The 15,462-nt window shown below is 66.3% G+C and carries 12 protein-coding genes and 1 pseudogene; 4 read left to right on the top strand and 9 right to left on the bottom strand.

What is annotated here, in order from left to right:
* Positions 1–4: 4 nt before the first annotated feature.
* The 6 genes from BCAL_RS04555 to BCAL_RS04535 form a co-directional block, all read right to left on the bottom strand.
* Positions 5–4,294 carry a transglutaminase domain-containing protein gene (locus BCAL_RS04555; RefSeq protein ID WP_043164592.1) on the bottom strand — a complete coding sequence of 1,430 codons (4,290 nt, stop codon included), beginning with the start codon at positions 4,292–4,294 and terminating at the stop codon, positions 5–7.
* Positions 4,295–4,436: 142 nt separating this feature from the next.
* Complete coding sequence (locus tag BCAL_RS13555) at positions 4,437–4,670, bottom strand: hypothetical protein (protein ID WP_202961942.1); 234 nt, start codon at positions 4,668–4,670, stop codon at positions 4,437–4,439.
* A gap of 26 nt (positions 4,671–4,696) precedes the next feature.
* On the bottom strand, positions 4,697–5,407 hold the full coding sequence (locus tag BCAL_RS04550; protein ID WP_202961940.1) for an AAA family ATPase: 711 nt from the start codon (positions 5,405–5,407) through the stop codon (positions 4,697–4,699).
* A 121-nt stretch (positions 5,408–5,528) separates the two neighbouring features.
* Positions 5,529–5,822, bottom strand: a complete 294-nt coding sequence (gene groES, locus BCAL_RS04545) for a co-chaperone GroES (protein ID WP_034527158.1) — start codon at positions 5,820–5,822, stop codon at positions 5,529–5,531.
* Positions 5,823–6,011: 189 nt separating this feature from the next.
* Positions 6,012–7,508 (bottom strand): hypothetical protein, encoded by a 1,497-nt coding sequence (locus BCAL_RS04540; protein WP_043164597.1) that lies wholly within the window; start codon positions 7,506–7,508, stop codon positions 6,012–6,014.
* Between the two features lie 185 nt (positions 7,509–7,693).
* Positions 7,694–8,365: a GNAT family N-acetyltransferase gene (locus BCAL_RS04535; RefSeq protein WP_043164599.1), complete on the bottom strand. Its 672-nt coding sequence runs from the start codon at positions 8,363–8,365 to the stop codon at positions 7,694–7,696.
* A gap of 92 nt (positions 8,366–8,457) precedes the next feature.
* Between BCAL_RS04535 and BCAL_RS14070 the strand changes: the two are divergent.
* The 4 genes and pseudogenes from BCAL_RS14070 to BCAL_RS04520 form a co-directional block, all read left to right on the top strand.
* Positions 8,458–8,697: pseudogene (locus tag BCAL_RS14070) on the top strand (5-formyltetrahydrofolate cyclo-ligase); the annotation flags it as partial.
* A 70-nt stretch (positions 8,698–8,767) separates the two neighbouring features.
* Positions 8,768–9,082 carry a 5-formyltetrahydrofolate cyclo-ligase gene (locus tag BCAL_RS14065; protein ID WP_052401190.1) on the top strand — a complete coding sequence of 105 codons (315 nt, stop codon included), beginning with the start codon at positions 8,768–8,770 and terminating at the stop codon, positions 9,080–9,082.
* A gap of 121 nt (positions 9,083–9,203) precedes the next feature.
* Positions 9,204–9,389, top strand: a complete 186-nt coding sequence (locus tag BCAL_RS04525; protein ID WP_043164602.1) for an FmdB family zinc ribbon protein — start codon at positions 9,204–9,206, stop codon at positions 9,387–9,389.
* Between the two features lie 88 nt (positions 9,390–9,477).
* Positions 9,478–10,137 carry an SAF domain-containing protein gene (locus BCAL_RS04520; protein WP_052401189.1) on the top strand — a complete coding sequence of 220 codons (660 nt, stop codon included), beginning with the start codon at positions 9,478–9,480 and terminating at the stop codon, positions 10,135–10,137.
* 29 nt (positions 10,138–10,166) lie between these two features.
* Here BCAL_RS04520 and BCAL_RS04515 read toward each other — a convergent pair whose 3' ends face one another.
* From BCAL_RS04515 to BCAL_RS04505, 3 genes are read right to left on the bottom strand one after another with little or no spacing between them, the layout of a single operon-like run.
* On the bottom strand, positions 10,167–10,367 hold the full coding sequence (locus BCAL_RS04515; RefSeq protein WP_043164604.1) for a hypothetical protein: 201 nt from the start codon (positions 10,365–10,367) through the stop codon (positions 10,167–10,169).
* A complete protein-coding gene (locus BCAL_RS04510) occupies positions 10,367–13,966 on the bottom strand; it encodes a helicase (protein WP_043164605.1) in 3,600 nt (1,199 codons plus the stop codon). Before BCAL_RS04510 ends, BCAL_RS04515 begins: the two co-directional genes overlap by 1 nt.
* Positions 13,967–13,973: 7 nt before the next feature.
* Complete coding sequence (locus tag BCAL_RS04505; RefSeq protein ID WP_043164726.1) at positions 13,974–15,320, bottom strand: variant leucine-rich repeat-containing protein; 1,347 nt, start codon at positions 15,318–15,320, stop codon at positions 13,974–13,976.
* Between the last annotated feature and the right edge of the window lie 142 nt (positions 15,321–15,462).

Genomic DNA, 15,462 nt, shown 5'->3' with positions numbered 1-15,462 from the left:
GGAATCATCGCCCATCGGCGTGTCGCGGCGCCACGAACAGGCGTCGGAGATCATGCGGGAGCCTCCCGACGTGTTCGGTCTCACCGCCGAAAGCGGCCGCGACGGCGTTTCGAGATACGCGCAGGACGGTCTTCGGCGTGTCGTCGAAGACACCGGCAGGCGCATCGCCGGTCATGCCTACGGAGGTGCTGCCATTCGCACTGCCATCCGGCCGTCGCCCACTGGACTGCTGTCCATATGCATCGGCGATGCGGGCGGCGATCGCCATGTCCGTATCGGACGGGGACCAGCGCACGCCACGGCGCCGCCCCTCGCGTTTGAGCTGCTCCCACGCCGCACGCCACGCGCGGGCGCGCAACGCCGCGTCATCCGGCTGCTCAGCGGACGCGCGCGTCAACGCGATGCACCGCCGACGACGCCACCAGCGCACGCCACGGGGCGCGAACACAAGCAGCATGATCAGCGCCACGGCGCCTCCCGTGCCGAACAACGCACGCCCCCACATCGGCAGGGAGCCGAACCACGCGGACGCCCGCGACCATATGGACTTCTCGGAGGCCGAGGAAGAGGATGCTTTCCTCCGCGTGCCCGTCTGCTCCTCCGTCTGGCCATCGGTCTCCTGCGAGGAATCGGACGAGGCGGAATCGGAGGACGACTGGGAGGAGGAATCGTTCGCGTCGCTCTGATCGGACTGCGTGTCGGTGGTGGCCTGATCGGAGGAGCCGGTGGACTGGGACTGCTGCGCGGTCGCGGACGCCGCATCGCCGAGCGTGCCGTTCTGCTCGCTGGCGGGAGTCACGTCAAACGGAACCCAGCCGACGCCGTCGAGGTAGGCCTCGACCCACGCGTGCAGCTGGCGGGACTTGACCGCAATATAGCCGTCTGCATCCTTCTCGTCGTCGGAGCCGGAGTTGTAGCCGAGGACGATGCGGGTGGGCACGCCCATCGCACGCGCCAGCACCGCAAGCGCGGAGGCGTAGTGCTGGCAGTAGCCGGCATGGCCGGAGTCCGGGTCGAGGAAAGCGTTGATGACCTCCATGTTCGACCGGCCGTCGCCGTCGGGCGCGTCGAGCGAGTAGGTGAAGTGGTTGTCGGCGCTGGTGAAGTAGTCGACGAGCCAGCGCATGACGCGAATCTGGTTGTCGTAGCCGGAGCCCTTGATCGGGATTCCGGCGGCCTGCGCCTGAGCGATGATCGCCTTCACGTTGGCGGGCAGACTCTCCGGCAACGCGGTGTACTGGGAGGAGTGCGCCTGTTCATCGGACTCTTTGACGGCGTCGCGGATCCACCTGAGCATGCGGTTGGTGGCGCTGGCACGGCCGCTCTCCGAGCGGCCGTTGATGTTGTTCAGGCCCATCGACGCAAACAGCTGGGAGGCCTCCCCCATCCATTGGGACAGCCCGTCCTCGCCCGAGGAATAGTATTCGCTGGTTTCGTCGCTCCATATCGTGCCGATGTCGAACTGCTTGATCGGCATGGCGATGGTCACGCTCCTGCCGTCGTCGGAGAAGCCGAGCATGACGCCGTCCTCGCCGATGCCCAGCTGTTCGATGACGGTGGAGTTGAAGGTGATGTCACTGGGACGGCCGGCGCCGCCGATGACGGTGTGGCCGTCGCCGTCCTGACCGTCCTGACCGCTCTGCCCGTCCTGACCGTTCCGGCCCGCATCGGCGCCCCAAACTATGTCGTAGGTACTCACCCTGCCGAGCTCCCAGTCGTTCGGCCCACGCACCACACCATCGGAGCCGATGGTGGCGTGGATGAGCACGCTGTCCTGCCGGATCTCGCCCAGACCGGCTCCCGGCAGGGCACTGCGCGCCTGAATCCACTGCTGCGTATTGGCGTCCTCGTTCGCGTTCTGGCTGTTCAGCTTGGCGACGGTATCATCGATGACGTTGAGCTCACTGAACCCGGAGGACGAGCGGATCGGGTCGATATAGGAGCCGGATGCAGTGTACGCGGTGTCCGAGGAGGTGGATCCGGATCGGTTGTAGACGCTGCCGTCCTGATACTTGAGCCAGTCGGAGCCGAGCCCGTCGACGTCGGTGGTCAATCCCGGCATCGGCAGGAACCGGGATCTGAGCGTGTCGACACGCACCCGCGCATACCCCATGAACCGTTCGAGCGTGTCCTGGCTGACGCCGGCCACGTCGTAGCCGAAGTAGCCGAGCAGCTGCATGTATGCGGCCAGCGGTGAGTTCACCCGGCGCTGCTCGATGCGCAGATCGTCCGACGCGTTCCGTCCGAGCTGGATGCCGGCGCCGTAGAGTCCCGCGTCGAGGGCGAGATTCTTGTTGTAGCCCCACGTGTCGCCGTCGAACTGGTCGAGCGTGGTCATGCGCAGGTACATGCGCCGGTAGGAGCGGTAGCGCAGCACGGTGGTGTCGGAGCCGGCCGCGATATTGCGTTTGAGGTCGATCATCGGGCTGACGGTGTTCGACGTGAACATGCCGCCGCCTTCGCCGATCGACAACGGCACGTCATAGGCGAGCGTCTCGGCGCTCGGTCCGCCGGCCAAGGTGATGGCGACGACCACGATGGATGCGACGATCGCCGCAGGCGGACGCATCCGGCGCGGGCGAAGCGCCCACACGCCCATCGCGAACGCCATGACGAGCACGGCGATCTGCCACCATGGCGTCACATGTCCAACGATCGCATAGTCGGCGGCGAGCGCCGTGACGGCCAGCAGACCCATCGCCGGCATAAGGGCTCTGACGGTCAGCAGGCAGCGGATGACGATGGCCGAGATGGCCACGACGAGGATGAGGAATATGTCGCCGAGGATGCTGACCTTGAGCGGCGGCAGCTGCAGGTTCAGTTCGTTGAATCCTTCGAGGACTGAGTATTTGACCATCGCCCAGCTGCCGCCGATACCCTGCTCCCGGCTGAACAGCCATTCGCCGGTGAGATCATGCAGACGGATGACGAGCAGGATCGCGGTGGCCAGCGCCGTCAGCAGCGCGTACGCACCTATACGGATCAGCTCGAGACGGAGGCGGCTGCGCCATGTGCGCTGCGCCCGCAATACGCTCCATGGGATGCTTGCCTCAATGGATGCGACGGCCAGCAGCGCGCCCGCGAACCAGATCCATGCTCCACTCGGCGAGACGAGGCCGCTCAGGCCTTTGAGGGTGAGGGCGAAGACGGTGAGCAGCATCAGCGCGCAGATCACGATCGGCAGTATCGGGCCGGCCTCCATCGAGCGCACCTTGTCTGCCAGACGCCCAATCCGAGCGAATGCCTGCGCGATCCGAACCGGCGTTTGCACGGTTCGCGGTGCCGTCTGCGCAGTCGATGAGGACGCCTGGGCGCCGGAGAGGACCGTTTGCGCGAATCGTTCCGTCGCCTGACGCATGGGGGTCAGTATCCGCAGCCGATCGGCGACCGGCGTGGATTCCAGCGCATGCTCAAAACCCTTGGAATCACTGGCATCGCAGATCACGACCGTGACGGGGCCGCTCTGATTCTGGGCGAATCTACTGACCCCTGCCGCACAAGCGGTGTCGGTGGGCGCGCAAGCAGCATCGCCATCTACGCATACGGCGGCAAGAAACCGTCTTGCCGCGGATTCCCCCTCATGGAAGGTGACGCCGTCGGTGACGACCACGCGCATGCCGGCACCGGACACGGCACCCGGCACCATACCCGGTCCCATACCTGCAAGGAACGGCACCAATGCCGCGACCTCGCTGTCCATGCGCTCAGCGTCCAGACCGTCGGCACCGCGCGTGTTCACGGCCAGCAGCAGCGTGGCACGCTCATCCCGGCCGGTCTCACGGGTCATCAGCTTGCCGCGTCGTGCGGTGTGCTTCCAGGAGATGAGCTTGATCGGATCTCCGGGCGTATAGCCGCGCACGCTGCCCATCTGTTCGGATTGCGCCAACCCCGCCACGCGTCTGCCGATCGCCCGTGCCGCGTCCGCGGGAACGGACCGTTCGTCATCAGGCAGGATCAGGGTCTCTCCCGCCGCCTTTTCCACCTTGCTTGCGGCGAACAGGCCGAACGGCGAGTACCAGCGCACGACGACGCTGTGCGTGCGGTAGAGACCGCGCCGGTCGGGAAGCTCGCCGATCACATGAGAGACCACATTGCCGTGATGATCAAGACGCTCGTACTGCGCGGTGACGGTTCGCTCGCCGGCGGGGAATCCCCATAGCCATTGCGCGAGCGCGCCGATCAGGGACACGACGGTCATGGCGCACAACGCGACGGCAGCCGCCATCAGGGTCCGTTCGTCGAGCAGCATCCCCATGTAGCACAGGACGCCGCCGATCAGGACCAGCCACAGCATGGGCAGGGCAGGGCGGATCAGCCCGTGCCTGCGCAATCGGGGTGACGGCGACGCGGAGGCCGACGCCGTTGCGGACGCCGCCGTCGATTGAGACCTCGTTGCCGACGTCTTCGTCGACATCCCCGTTGCGCCGGCCATGCGTCTACACCCTGGGCGCGGGAACGGTACGCACGAGTTCGGCGATCATCGCACGGGCCGTGGCAAGCGTCTCGCTGCCATAGCCTGCATCGTCGAGGACGAGACGGTGCGCGAGTACGGGCACGGCAAGCTGCTGCACATCGTCCGGCAGCACGTAGGAGCGCCCGTCGAACATTGCGCGGGCACGCGCCATGGCCCCGAGGAACAGACTGGCACGCGGGGATGCGCCGTACCTCACGCCGTCATGCTCGCGCGTGGCACGAGTCAGGGCGACGATATAGTCGGCGACCGGCTCGGCGATGGTGACGCGCCGCGCCGCGCTACGGATGCGGATGGCGATGTCCGGGCTGCAGACCTGCTCGACGCGGCCCAACGGGTGCGACCAGTCCGCCGCGGTGAGCATGTGGGACTCGGCCTCGGCACTGGGGTATCCGAAGCTCGTGCACGCCATGAAACGGTCCAGCTGTGCTTCGGGCAGCGGATACGTGCCTCCAGTTCGATCGGGTTCTGCGTGGCTACGACGAAATACGGGTCGGGCAGGTCGTAGGAGACGCCGTCGACGCTGACGCTGCCCTCACCCATCGCCTCCAGCATGGCGGATTGGGTCTTGGGGTTCGCGCGATTGATCTCGTCGGCGATGACGACGTTGGCGAACAGCGGACCGTGATGGAAGACGAAGCGGTTCTCGGCCTGAGACCAGACGTTCACGCCGGTCAGGTCGCTGGGCAGCATGTCCGGAGTGAACTGGATGCGGCGCACCTGTCCGCCGACGGCCTGGGCGAGGGCGCGCGCCAGCGTGGTCTTGCCGACTCCGGGCACGTCCTCGAGCAGCAGATGTCCGCCGGCCGCGAACGTGGTGACGGCGAGATCGACGACCTCACGGGAGCACGACAGCGCCCGTTCCAGTTCATCGGCGATGCGGGCGGGGACACGCGCGATCTCGTCGATGCCTGCGGACTCGGGTGCGATCGCCATGATGCCTCACTTCAACGAATGTGATGAGTTCCCTCTACGCGCACAGTCTAGCGGAAAAGACGGGAAACCCCGTACGCTGATGGCGTACGGGGTTTCCCGATATGTCCGTGAGGCTTGGATCTCAGCCGAGGATGGCGAGGACATCGCGAGCACCGATGATGAGGTAGTCCTCACCCTCGTAGTGCACCTCGGTGCCGCCGTACTTGGAGTACAGCACCTTGTCGCCGACCTTGACGTCGACCGGGATGCGCTCGCCCTTGTCGTCACGACGGCCCGGGCCGACGGCCAGGACTTCGCCCTGCTGCGGCTTCTCCTTGGCGTTGTCCGGGATGTACAGACCGGACGCGGTCTGGGTCTCGGCCTCGGCCTGCTTGACGATGATCTTGTCTTCCAGCGGTGTGAGCTTAATCGACACTGTGGGTCACCTCGTATTTCTCGTAGTTCGATGTCTCTGCGCCAGGACTGCCCAAGAGGCTGACGATCACTTGCGCGATCCCAAGCACTGGTTCACATGGTAGCGCGCTTTTTAGCACTCTGCCAACTCGAGTGCTAACGCTGTGAGAGAAAAGATCGCGACCGGTCCAGCCGGTTCACCGACGCCGGCTCACGCTCCACGACGCGCGAGGATGGCGGCGAGGTTGTTGCCCAGCGAATCGGAGGTGGCCGCGGGCACCGCGACCTTCGCCTGCTCCTCGGACTCGTGGAACGCCTCGACATCGCTCATGCCGGCATCGGACTCGGTCGCGCCGACACCGTTCGTCTCGGCGACCGGCTCGGCCGACTGAGTCTCCTCGGCCGGCTGCTGGCCCTCATGCTTAACATGGGCATCGGCCTGCTGCGCCGGCGCGGTCTCGACCTTGGCCTCCTCGGCGAGCTCGCGCTCGCGCTCGGCGTCGACCGGCTCGGCCTTGGCGACCTGGCGCATCGACTTGATCTCGCGGCTCTCCGGAGCCACCGGCTCGGCCTCGACGTTACGTGCCTCGCCCAGCGAGAAGGAGATGAGGTCCTGACTCGTGGCCATGTCATAGGCGTCCAGCGCACGGGCGGGATGCACCTCGGCAAGTTCGGTGGTGTGGTCGGAGGCATCCGACTGCGAGGCAGCCGCATCCTTCGTCTTCGACGTGTTCTTCGAGACGACCGGGGAGCCGGTGGCACCGGAGACCGCCTGCTGAGGTGCGACCATGACGGGAGCACCGACATTGGGCGCGGACTGCGTATGCGGGGCGGAGGATTCCGGCGATGCAGTCGGCGCGGCGGACGTCTGCTGGTCCTGGGCGGCCTGCGCAACCTGAGCGGCCTGAGCCTGCGCAACAGCCTGAGCCTGCGCGGCCGCGCGGGCCTCGGCCTCGGCCTGCGCCGCGGCCAGACGGGCCTGCTCGGCCTCCACACGCGCCTGCGCCTCGGCGATCTTGCGGGCGCGTTCGGCAAGCGCGCGCTTCTGCTCGATCTGCGCCTGACGCAACGCCCTGCGGATCTCGAGGCTGGTCATCTCGTCGGTCGGGGCGGCATCGCCCGCGGACTCGCCCCTCGGCGACGACCCGACCTGAGCCGCCTGCGCCTGAGCCGCCTGCGCCTGAGCCGCCTTCCGAGCCTTGGCGCGCGCGGCCTTCGACTTGCGTTCCCGGGCCTTCGCCTCGGCCACCTTGCGCTCCCATGCGCGGGCCTGACTTGCGGCATGCGCGCCCAACGCCAGCACAACGGCGGTCAGGGCGGCGGGAATCAATGCGAACAGCGTGCTGAAATGCAGCGTGATGGCGAGCACCAGCACGACAACGGTGATCACCAGCAACGCGGCTACGATCATCTGACGACGACGGACAGCGGCATGACGCAAGCGCCGCACCTCGGCTATACGTTCCGGGGTGAGCTTGCTCGCGCGCCTCTCACTCGGCTGCATCTGTACCCCTTTCGCAAAGGTCGTGTCGTCACTGAATCGAGTCCCGCTGTGCTCGTCGACCAGATGCAGCGACGTCGAATACCGATCATCCCGGTGTTCCTCCACGTGCCGCATGCTGTTGGACGTACGAATGGGCAGCCAGACCACGACTCCTATGAGTACGATGATCAGCACGATGACGGTGCTCAACTGCTCGTAACCCATATGCACATACAATAGGAGACGCCCGTCACATTCACCAGATTGAAATTCGGCGTGTCGGTCGACGCGACGCCGCGACTCGCCTCGCATCGAATCCTCGGCCCCGCCGAACGGACATCACACGATCATCACCAAATCCACCCAAACTTGTCCATTATCCGACCACCATCGGACGAATCAGGGACGAATCAGGCCGCTTTGCGGGAGAGGCGAGAGACCAGTCGCGCGGCGAACCCCTCACCCACATCCTCGGCCAGCAGACAGAACGTCTCATGCGTGCGCCACCGTCCGGCCACGTACATGTAGTTCGGCCGCAATCCCTCATGCCGGGCGCCGACCTTGCGCACGACGGCGAGCGACCGTTCGTTCTCCGGCAGGATCGCAATCTCCAGACGGTGCAGACGCGGCCCGGTGGGGTCGGCGAGCGCCCAGTCGGCCAGCATCGCGAGCGCGGTGGGGGCGATCCCGCGGCCCGCGTGATCCTGCGACACCCAGTAGCCGACGACGCCGGTGCGCATCGCCCCGTAGTTGATGGCGCCGAGGGAGATCTGCCCGACGACGCGCATGTTGAGCTCGATGAGGAATACGATGCCGACGCCGCGCTGCTCGTTGCGCCGCTGGCCCGCTATCCACTGGTTGAAGGTGATGCCCGGGCCATGCATCGGGTCACCCGATTCCCATGGTCGCAGCCAGCCGTCGTTGCTCCAGCGCACCTCGTTCCATGCGTCCGCATCGTCCTGGCTCATCGTGCGCAGCGTGATCGGCACCGCTCCCATCGGTGCGCTGAGCATGATCGGGGTGCGGATCGCGTGCGGGTCCTCCGGGGCGAAGACTTCACGGAGCGTTTGGAATACTGACACGGATCCATTGTGCCACCGCACGGGGGTAGCGCACGTTCAGTGACGCGCGTTCCGACATCGATGGGCAACGACGGATGCGTATGTTGTGACGCATGAATGAGGAGAGCAAACGGACGTTGCGTCGCGAGGCGATCGCACGTCGCAAGCTGGTGGATCCCGCCGCACGCATGACGGCGGGCGAACGGCTCGCCGCACTGGCCGATCGGCTGCCGCTGCCGGCACCTGCGGGGCCGGATACACGCGTGACGGTGGCCGCATACGTGTCGATGGGGTCGGAGATCGAGACGAGGCCGCTGCTCGACGCGCTGCTCGCAGCCGGATACCGCGTGCTCGTGCCGCGACTGGGCGCGGGGCTCGACGTGAGGCTGGGGCGAGCTCGCCGCCACCGGGCTGCTCGCCCGTATGGACGCGCCGGGTTCGCCGGCGCATCATCGCCCCGACGAGCCCGAAGGGGAGACGCTGCCGCCGCAGTCGTTGGAAGACGCCTCGCTGGTGCTGGTGCCGGCGCTGGCGGTGGATCGTTCCGGCACCCGGCTGGGCCGCGGCGGAGGCTGGTACGACCGGGCGCTCGGATACCGCTCCCCCGGTTGCCCTGTGCTTGCGGTGTGCTGGGATTGGGAGGTGCGCGCCCTCGACGCGGATCCGCTGCCGCGCGAGGCGCATGATCTGCCGGTGGACGGAGCGCTCACTCCGGGCGGGATCATGCTGTTCGATTGAACACCACAACACGACGCGTCCGGACGGCGATTAGGATATGTACGGTTGCCATCGCACGCGACGGACGCCATCCGCGCCGTCATGCCAGACGCTGCTATTTCAGTTATTCAGGAGGATCACGTTGCCTACCTATCATTACCGTTGCAAGAACTGCGGATACGATTTCACCGAGCACCAGTCGTTCGATGACGCACCGATCACCGTGTGCCCTCAATGCCATGAGGAGCAGGTGCGCAAGGTCTTCTCCGCCGTGCCGATCGAGTTCAAGGGCAGCGGCTTCTACCGCACCGACTCGGGCAAGAAGTGATCAGCCTTATGTGAAGACTCCGAGGGGTTCCGTCCACATCGTCCGTTCGGCTTGACGGGGAGTCGGCGCCGCTCGGACGATGGCGGGTATGACGAAGAACACCCCGCCCTGGGCGCGGCTTATGCGCCCCACTCTGTACGGACGCCGCATTCGCGTGCGTCTGGTGCGGCTCGCCGCGGCGCTGTGCGTCGGGCTTGCCGTGTTCGTCACGCTGTCCGCGTTCAAGGCCGTCACCGCCACCGTCTCCGTGGTCGTGGCGTCCCGCTCGATCGAACGCGGCAGCGTCATCGGCCGCAAGGACGTGACCATACTCGAAGTGCCCGCGTCCCAGGCCTTCGCCGATGCGATGACGAGGACCGACGATGCGGTCGGTCTGGTCGCTCAGGTAGATATCGGCACCAATCAGCCGCTGTATGCCCCGCTTGTCCGCGACGCCCCGGTGATTCCCCGAGGCCGCAGCGCCCTTGAGGTGGAGGTCTCCAATGACGTGTCGATGCTGCTGCCGGGAGACGTGGTCTCATTGGTGTCCGCGGTCGGTTGTGCCGTCGGACAGTCGGACACCCTCGATCCGCATGGATCCGATGATCAGCCGGAACTGTGCACGCTGACGAATCAGGCGCTGGTAATGGGACGGGCCGTCACCGAGGATTCCGGCGTCACGACGATCGAGGTGGCGGTGGAACCGGATGCGGCGCTGCGCATCATGGAATCGGCCGAGGCCGGTGCCATCGTCGCGGTGGAGCAGTGAAGCAGCGAAAGACGAGCCTCACTGCCGCCTCACTGGTTGGTGTTGAACACCGCCCAGTGAGGCGGCAGCTCCCCGAGGATCCGCTTGTCGTCATCGGCGTCACGCTGGCCCTCGGTCATCATGTCCGAGGGCTCCAGCTTGACGCCGTCGGCGTCGAAGCGCTCGGTGCCCTCCCGCACGACGCGCCTGTGCTTGCGCGGTGTGCGACGTTGCGCGGAATACTCGGCCATCACTTGATCTCCCGGTAGATCTCGCCGAGCTTGGCGACGATGCGATCGACTTCCTTCTCCGGGTTGACGAACGCGCCGACGCTCCACACGGTGGTAACCGACCAGCCGAGGGTCATGAGGTCGGCCGCGAGCATGCGGTGACGCTCCCTCGTGGACTGGATGGACATGTATCCGGCGTCGTCGGTCAGCACGGCCAGCGCATACGGCTGGTCCTTCAGCCCCACGACCATCGGGATCTTGAGGCCCTTGTCGAAGCCGTAGTCGATGGCCACCTTGAGACCACGCGAGCGGATGCGATCGGCCAGATCGTTGAACAGCGTGTTGTTGCCGCTCTGGGTCTCGCTCGGGCGCACGTTGTCGTCGGTGAGCTGCTCGGCCCATTTGAGCATGGTCTTGAGCAGCTGCGGACCGGCCGAGTGGATGCGCTCGTCGAGCATCTCGTCCGAGGTGAACGCGCAGACGATGTCGACATTGCGATCGGCGAGGGCCAGCGCGTCGAGCAGCAGGTTCCTGCCGCCCGGCTCCTCAATGGCGCCGAACTGCTGGAGCAGCTTGCCATACGCGGTCTTCGCATAGCACATCGAGAAGATCACATCGGTGGCCTGCGCTCCGGCGACCTCACGGATGCCGACGATGCGTACGTGGCGCAGGAAGCTGCCCATCGACTTGTTCCTGCCGGCCAGGGCCTTCAGCTCGGAGCCGAGACGGACGCGGAATCCCTCGGTCATCGTCACGACGGTGAGCATGTAGCCCGCCGGCACGATCGTGAAGCTGGCGGCGCGTTCGGTGATGAGCCGTACCACCTCGTCGATCTCCGTCTGGCTGGATTCGACCAGACCGCTGGCGAAGACCGGGGTGCCGCTGGCCTCGACCTTGTGGTAGGCCACGCGTCCGACCGCGCCTTCGGTCGTCACGTCGTAGCGCACGGCGCCGTAGCCCTCGGTCTCGAGGAACGCGGTCAGACGCGGCGCGCGACGTACCGGATGCGAGCCGACCTCGACGGCGGGCAGCATGTCGATGAGCTGCTTCAGGCTCGGGCAGGTGACGGTGCCGCGATGCGCGATGACGACGACCTGCTTGACGCGCACCAGCACGCTCAGCAGCTGGATCGCGGGAATGTGCGCGCAGGCATCGACGATGGCGACGTCGGCGAGCAGATGCGGATGCGTGAGCGAGGCGAGCGTGTCCGGAGTCGCCATGAGGATCGGCTTGGCGGCCGCCAGAATCGCCGGATGGTCACGACGGATGTGGTCGAGCGTGACGTGTCCGCGGCCGGCGAGCTGCGTGTGCAGCAGATTCGCCTCCTGCGTGCGGGCGAACAGCATGTCGCACAGCCTGCGCATCGACTCCTGGGCGACCATCGGGCCGACGGAGCGCACATGCTCGACGTCGACCTGCTCGAACCGCTCGGTGGCGTTGGCCAGCACGGAGCCATCCTGGTTCGAGATGATCGGCGAGGAGCGCACGATGTCCTCGAACACGGTGGTCCACCAGGCCAGCTGCAGTTCGGCGCCGACGGCCTCGCCGGAGATATGACGGTTCGTGAAGTCGGCGACCAGATCGTTGAGCCCCGCGGACTGGAACTCGTTCTCGAGACGGCAGCGCTCCGGCAGCGTGTCCAGCGCCTTGCGATCGTCGAGCAGCGCCTTGAGTCTCGTCTCGACGTCGTTGAAGTTGCGGGTCTCGAGTTCGCCGCCGGCCGGCGTGGTGCTCAGCACGGCGTCGAGCGCGACCATGTCCTGCGCCATGGTCTCCTGTGCGGCGATCATCTGGTCGAGCTTGGGCGGCAGCACCGGCCATCCGCCGTGCGGCACCAGGGAATGCCACTGCTCGGCCTGCTTCTTGACGACGACGAGGGCGGCGTGCATGTCCTCGACCTGAGCTCCGACGCGCAGCAGTGACTTGGCCTCGCGCGCATGGCGGCGGCGCTCCCAGAAGCCCATCGTGGTGCCTTCGGCCTTGCGATCGGCCTTCGACTTGGTGGCCTCGATCATCGAATCGACGTCACGCTCGAAGATCTCCGGCTGGAACACGTCGAGCACACGACGCAGGTTTTTGAGGACAATGATCTGCAGACCCCAGTCGCGGGCGGTCTCGGGCACCGGGAATCCGCAGGTCTGCACCGTGGAGGCGACATGCTCGCGCACGGCCGGCAGCACCTTCTGCAGCAGATCCATGACGCGCTGGTAGGTGGCGACGGCATCCTTCTCGCTGGTGAGGGACGCCTTGTACCAAGCGGTGTCGTCCGGTCCGATCGTGTACTCGCCGACTTCGCCGGCGCGCTGCAGCTTGGCGGTCCACTCATCCAGATGGCCGCTGATGCCGCGCGCGGCCGCCTCGGTCAGGCGCACGCGCGTGGCCGGATGAGTCGGTGCGATGGAGATCGCGGCGAGGTTCTGAATGGTCTGGTAGGCGGAGACGCCCCACTTGTCGCTCACACCGTGCAGGTCGCCCAGATAGCGGGTCAGGCGGGATCGCACGCCGACCAGCTCGTCTGCCAGCTGGTCGAAATGCTGGGTGGCGACGCCCTCCTGGAATCCGACGGCGGTGATGAGCTGACGGTCGATGCTTGCGTTCGCGTTCTCGTCGGCGATGTCGAGCAGCATGCCCTGCATCTCGTTCGATCGGATCACCTGCGTGAAGCGGCGCTTCTGCTCGGCGACGCCCGGCACGTACAGCACGGAGCGTCCGTTCATCACGCAACGGGAGGCGATGGCGGCCGCCTGCTCCGCGGTGTCGCGCCCGAGCGCGCCATCCACGCTGATCGAATGGCCGGATGCGGCCAATTGCGCGGCATAGCGCACGGTGTTGTCGACGTCGCCGATCTCGTATTCGGTGTGCGGATCGGCATCGAACGGACTGTATTCGGGGATGGCGGCATTGCGCAGCGTCTTGGCGGCGTCCTCATCGCCGGCGATCGCGTCGAGGAGCGTATTGCCGCTGGGCCCGTCGCCGAGATCGTCGATGATGTGCTGGGTCTCGGTGAGGATCTGCGCGGCGGGCTCCATGAAGCAGCCGAGGATGATGTGGCGTTCGATCGAGAAGTCGGCGATACGCGACTTGATCTGGCTCGTGATCGCGGCGAACACGGCCGACGTCTCCGGCGTGCCGGACGCGTAGTGGGAGCCGTCGAACAGATAGTCCTCATCGAGATCGACGCCGATCGAATGCATGACGGAGACGAACGACGCGTTGAGCGCGACGTTGCCGGTGAAGGTGATCGACGAATGGCCGAGCGTATTGCTGGCCTCGGCGGAGACCGGGTAGAGCAGCACTGGCAGGGCGTTGCCCTTCCACGTGGCCACACCGACGACGAGCGAGAGTTCGGCGACGCCGCTGACGCGCTTCTTCGCGGCGCGATCGTCGAGCACGCGACCGAGACGACGCTCGGCGGCGCGCAGCATGCCGTTGTCGCGGAACAGCGATTCGAGCGTGACATGTCCGGACGCGAACAGCTGCGCGATGCCAGAGGGATGCGCATGGGTCAGGTCGAGCTGCGCCGCGAGCTGGTTGATGTTCTCCAGCGGGGAGGGCACCAGGGAGGCACGGTATTTGTCGTGCCACTCCTGCAGACGGTCAAGCGTCAGCTGTGTGCTCATCGTGCGCTCACTTTCCTACCGCTTCACGGTAATCCTGGTAGCCCGCGTTGTGCGCGAGCGCCTCGTCGATGTCGGCGTTGCCTTGCGCCGCAAGCCATGCGTACAGGTCGTCGTAGAGGGCGGGGTTCATCGCAAGGAACGGCAGCAGTTCACGGTGACGGGCCATCTCGAACTGCTTGGTCATGTCGGTGGTGTGCCGGGCGTCCTCGGAGGTGTATCCGCCTGCCTCGATGATGCGCGGCTGCGGACGGTCGAAGTCGCCGTTGGAGACCTTCTCGAACACGGAGCCCGGCTCCGGCTCGAAGGTGGAGGCGTTGTCGGCGACGACGTTCTGGTTCACCACCTGATTGACCAGCGGCATCGTGTTGTCCTGTGTGGTGAAGGTCTCCGAAGTCTCAGCGGGCTGTTCCACGGCATGTTCCACAGTCTGTTCCACGCCGCGGGCATCGGCGAAGAGATCGCGGGGCGCGGATCCGCCGTGTGCGTCGCCCAACCGCAGCGGCATCGAATCGGAGGCATGGTCGTCGTCCTGATCGGACAGGGAAGGCGTCTCGGGCGTGGAGGCGGACGCGACGCCGCTCTCGGCCGTGGGCGCGGCGGCATCGACGTCACCGGCGTCACTGGCGTCGCCGTCACCGGATGCGGGTGCGATCACCGGACCGGACGCGATCGTCGGAAAATCGATATCGATATGGAAATCGGACGCAGGCTCGTCATCGGAGGCTGACGAGGAGGACGCATCGGACGGAGCATGCTGAACAGGCTCGTCATGCTCCGGACCGACACCGGCCAACGACTTGAGCGGCGTCAGCGGCGCGGCCGGACGCGCGGACTGCGCATCGAACACCGCGGTCGGCTCGCCGGCACGCAGATCAAGAATGTCCGCAACGGACATATCGGCCGCATCAGGCTCCTGATGCGTGGCCGTCGGCGACGAATAGTCGAACAGATTCGGCACATGCGGCGTGAACGGCTTGACCGCAGGTTCGGGCTTGTCGACGCGCACGAAATCGACCGGCACATCACCGAACTGCAGACGGATCGGAGACGTCGGCAGCGGGAAGTCGCGCCCCGCAGGAAGACGCATCAGCTCGCCATCGGGGTTGACGACATAGGAGCCGTTCGTGGAATTGAGATCACGCAGCAGCGCGTCACCCTCGGCGGTGACGGTGAGCAGCGCGTGCCGCTTCGACATGGACTTGGCCGAATCCTCCACCTCAAGGCGCGCGACGCCGGTATCCGGCAACGGACGCAACGGCTTACGGCCGATCTCCAGGCTCTCTCCCGGGCGGACGCCGACCTGGGTGCCGCCACTGACCTTCACCCGCCACTGGCTCGTCGTATGGTCACTCACGGTGTCGGCCTTCCTTTCCTCTTGCATCTTCACGGCACATGCGTTGGCGCACACGCCTAAATCACGTCCACGGGCACGCTCGTGCAGGCACGTACGGGTATGCGTTAGGCATGAACTGCATCCACACACTATTTCTTATTGT

The sequence above is a fragment of the Bifidobacterium callitrichos DSM 23973 genome, from assembly GCF_000741175.1.
Lineage (GTDB): Bacteria > Actinomycetota > Actinomycetes > Actinomycetales > Bifidobacteriaceae > Bifidobacterium > Bifidobacterium callitrichos.
The sequence above is the reverse complement of the archived record's forward strand: the minus strand, read 5'-3'. Positions and strand labels throughout refer to the sequence as shown.

Excerpts from the sequence above, each read along its gene's own strand:
- BCAL_RS04555 (WP_043164592.1), bottom strand. The coding sequence starts at position 4,294 with ATGCTGTGGCTGGTCCTGATCGGCGGCGTCCTGTGCTACATGGGGATG.
- BCAL_RS04550 (WP_202961940.1), bottom strand. The coding sequence starts at position 5,407 with ATGGCGATCGCACCCGAGTCCGCAGGCATCGACGAGATCGCGCGTGTC.
- BCAL_RS04540 (WP_043164597.1), bottom strand. The coding sequence starts at position 7,508 with ATGGGTTACGAGCAGTTGAGCACCGTCATCGTGCTGATCATCGTACTC.
- BCAL_RS14065 (WP_052401190.1), top strand. The coding sequence starts at position 8,768 with ATGGACGCGCCGGGTTCGCCGGCGCATCATCGCCCCGACGAGCCCGAA.
- BCAL_RS04520 (WP_052401189.1), top strand. The coding sequence starts at position 9,478 with ATGACGAAGAACACCCCGCCCTGGGCGCGGCTTATGCGCCCCACTCTG.
- BCAL_RS04515 (WP_043164604.1), bottom strand. The coding sequence starts at position 10,367 with ATGGCCGAGTATTCCGCGCAACGTCGCACACCGCGCAAGCACAGGCGC.
- BCAL_RS04510 (WP_043164605.1), bottom strand. The coding sequence starts at position 13,966 with ATGAGCACACAGCTGACGCTTGACCGTCTGCAGGAGTGGCACGACAAA.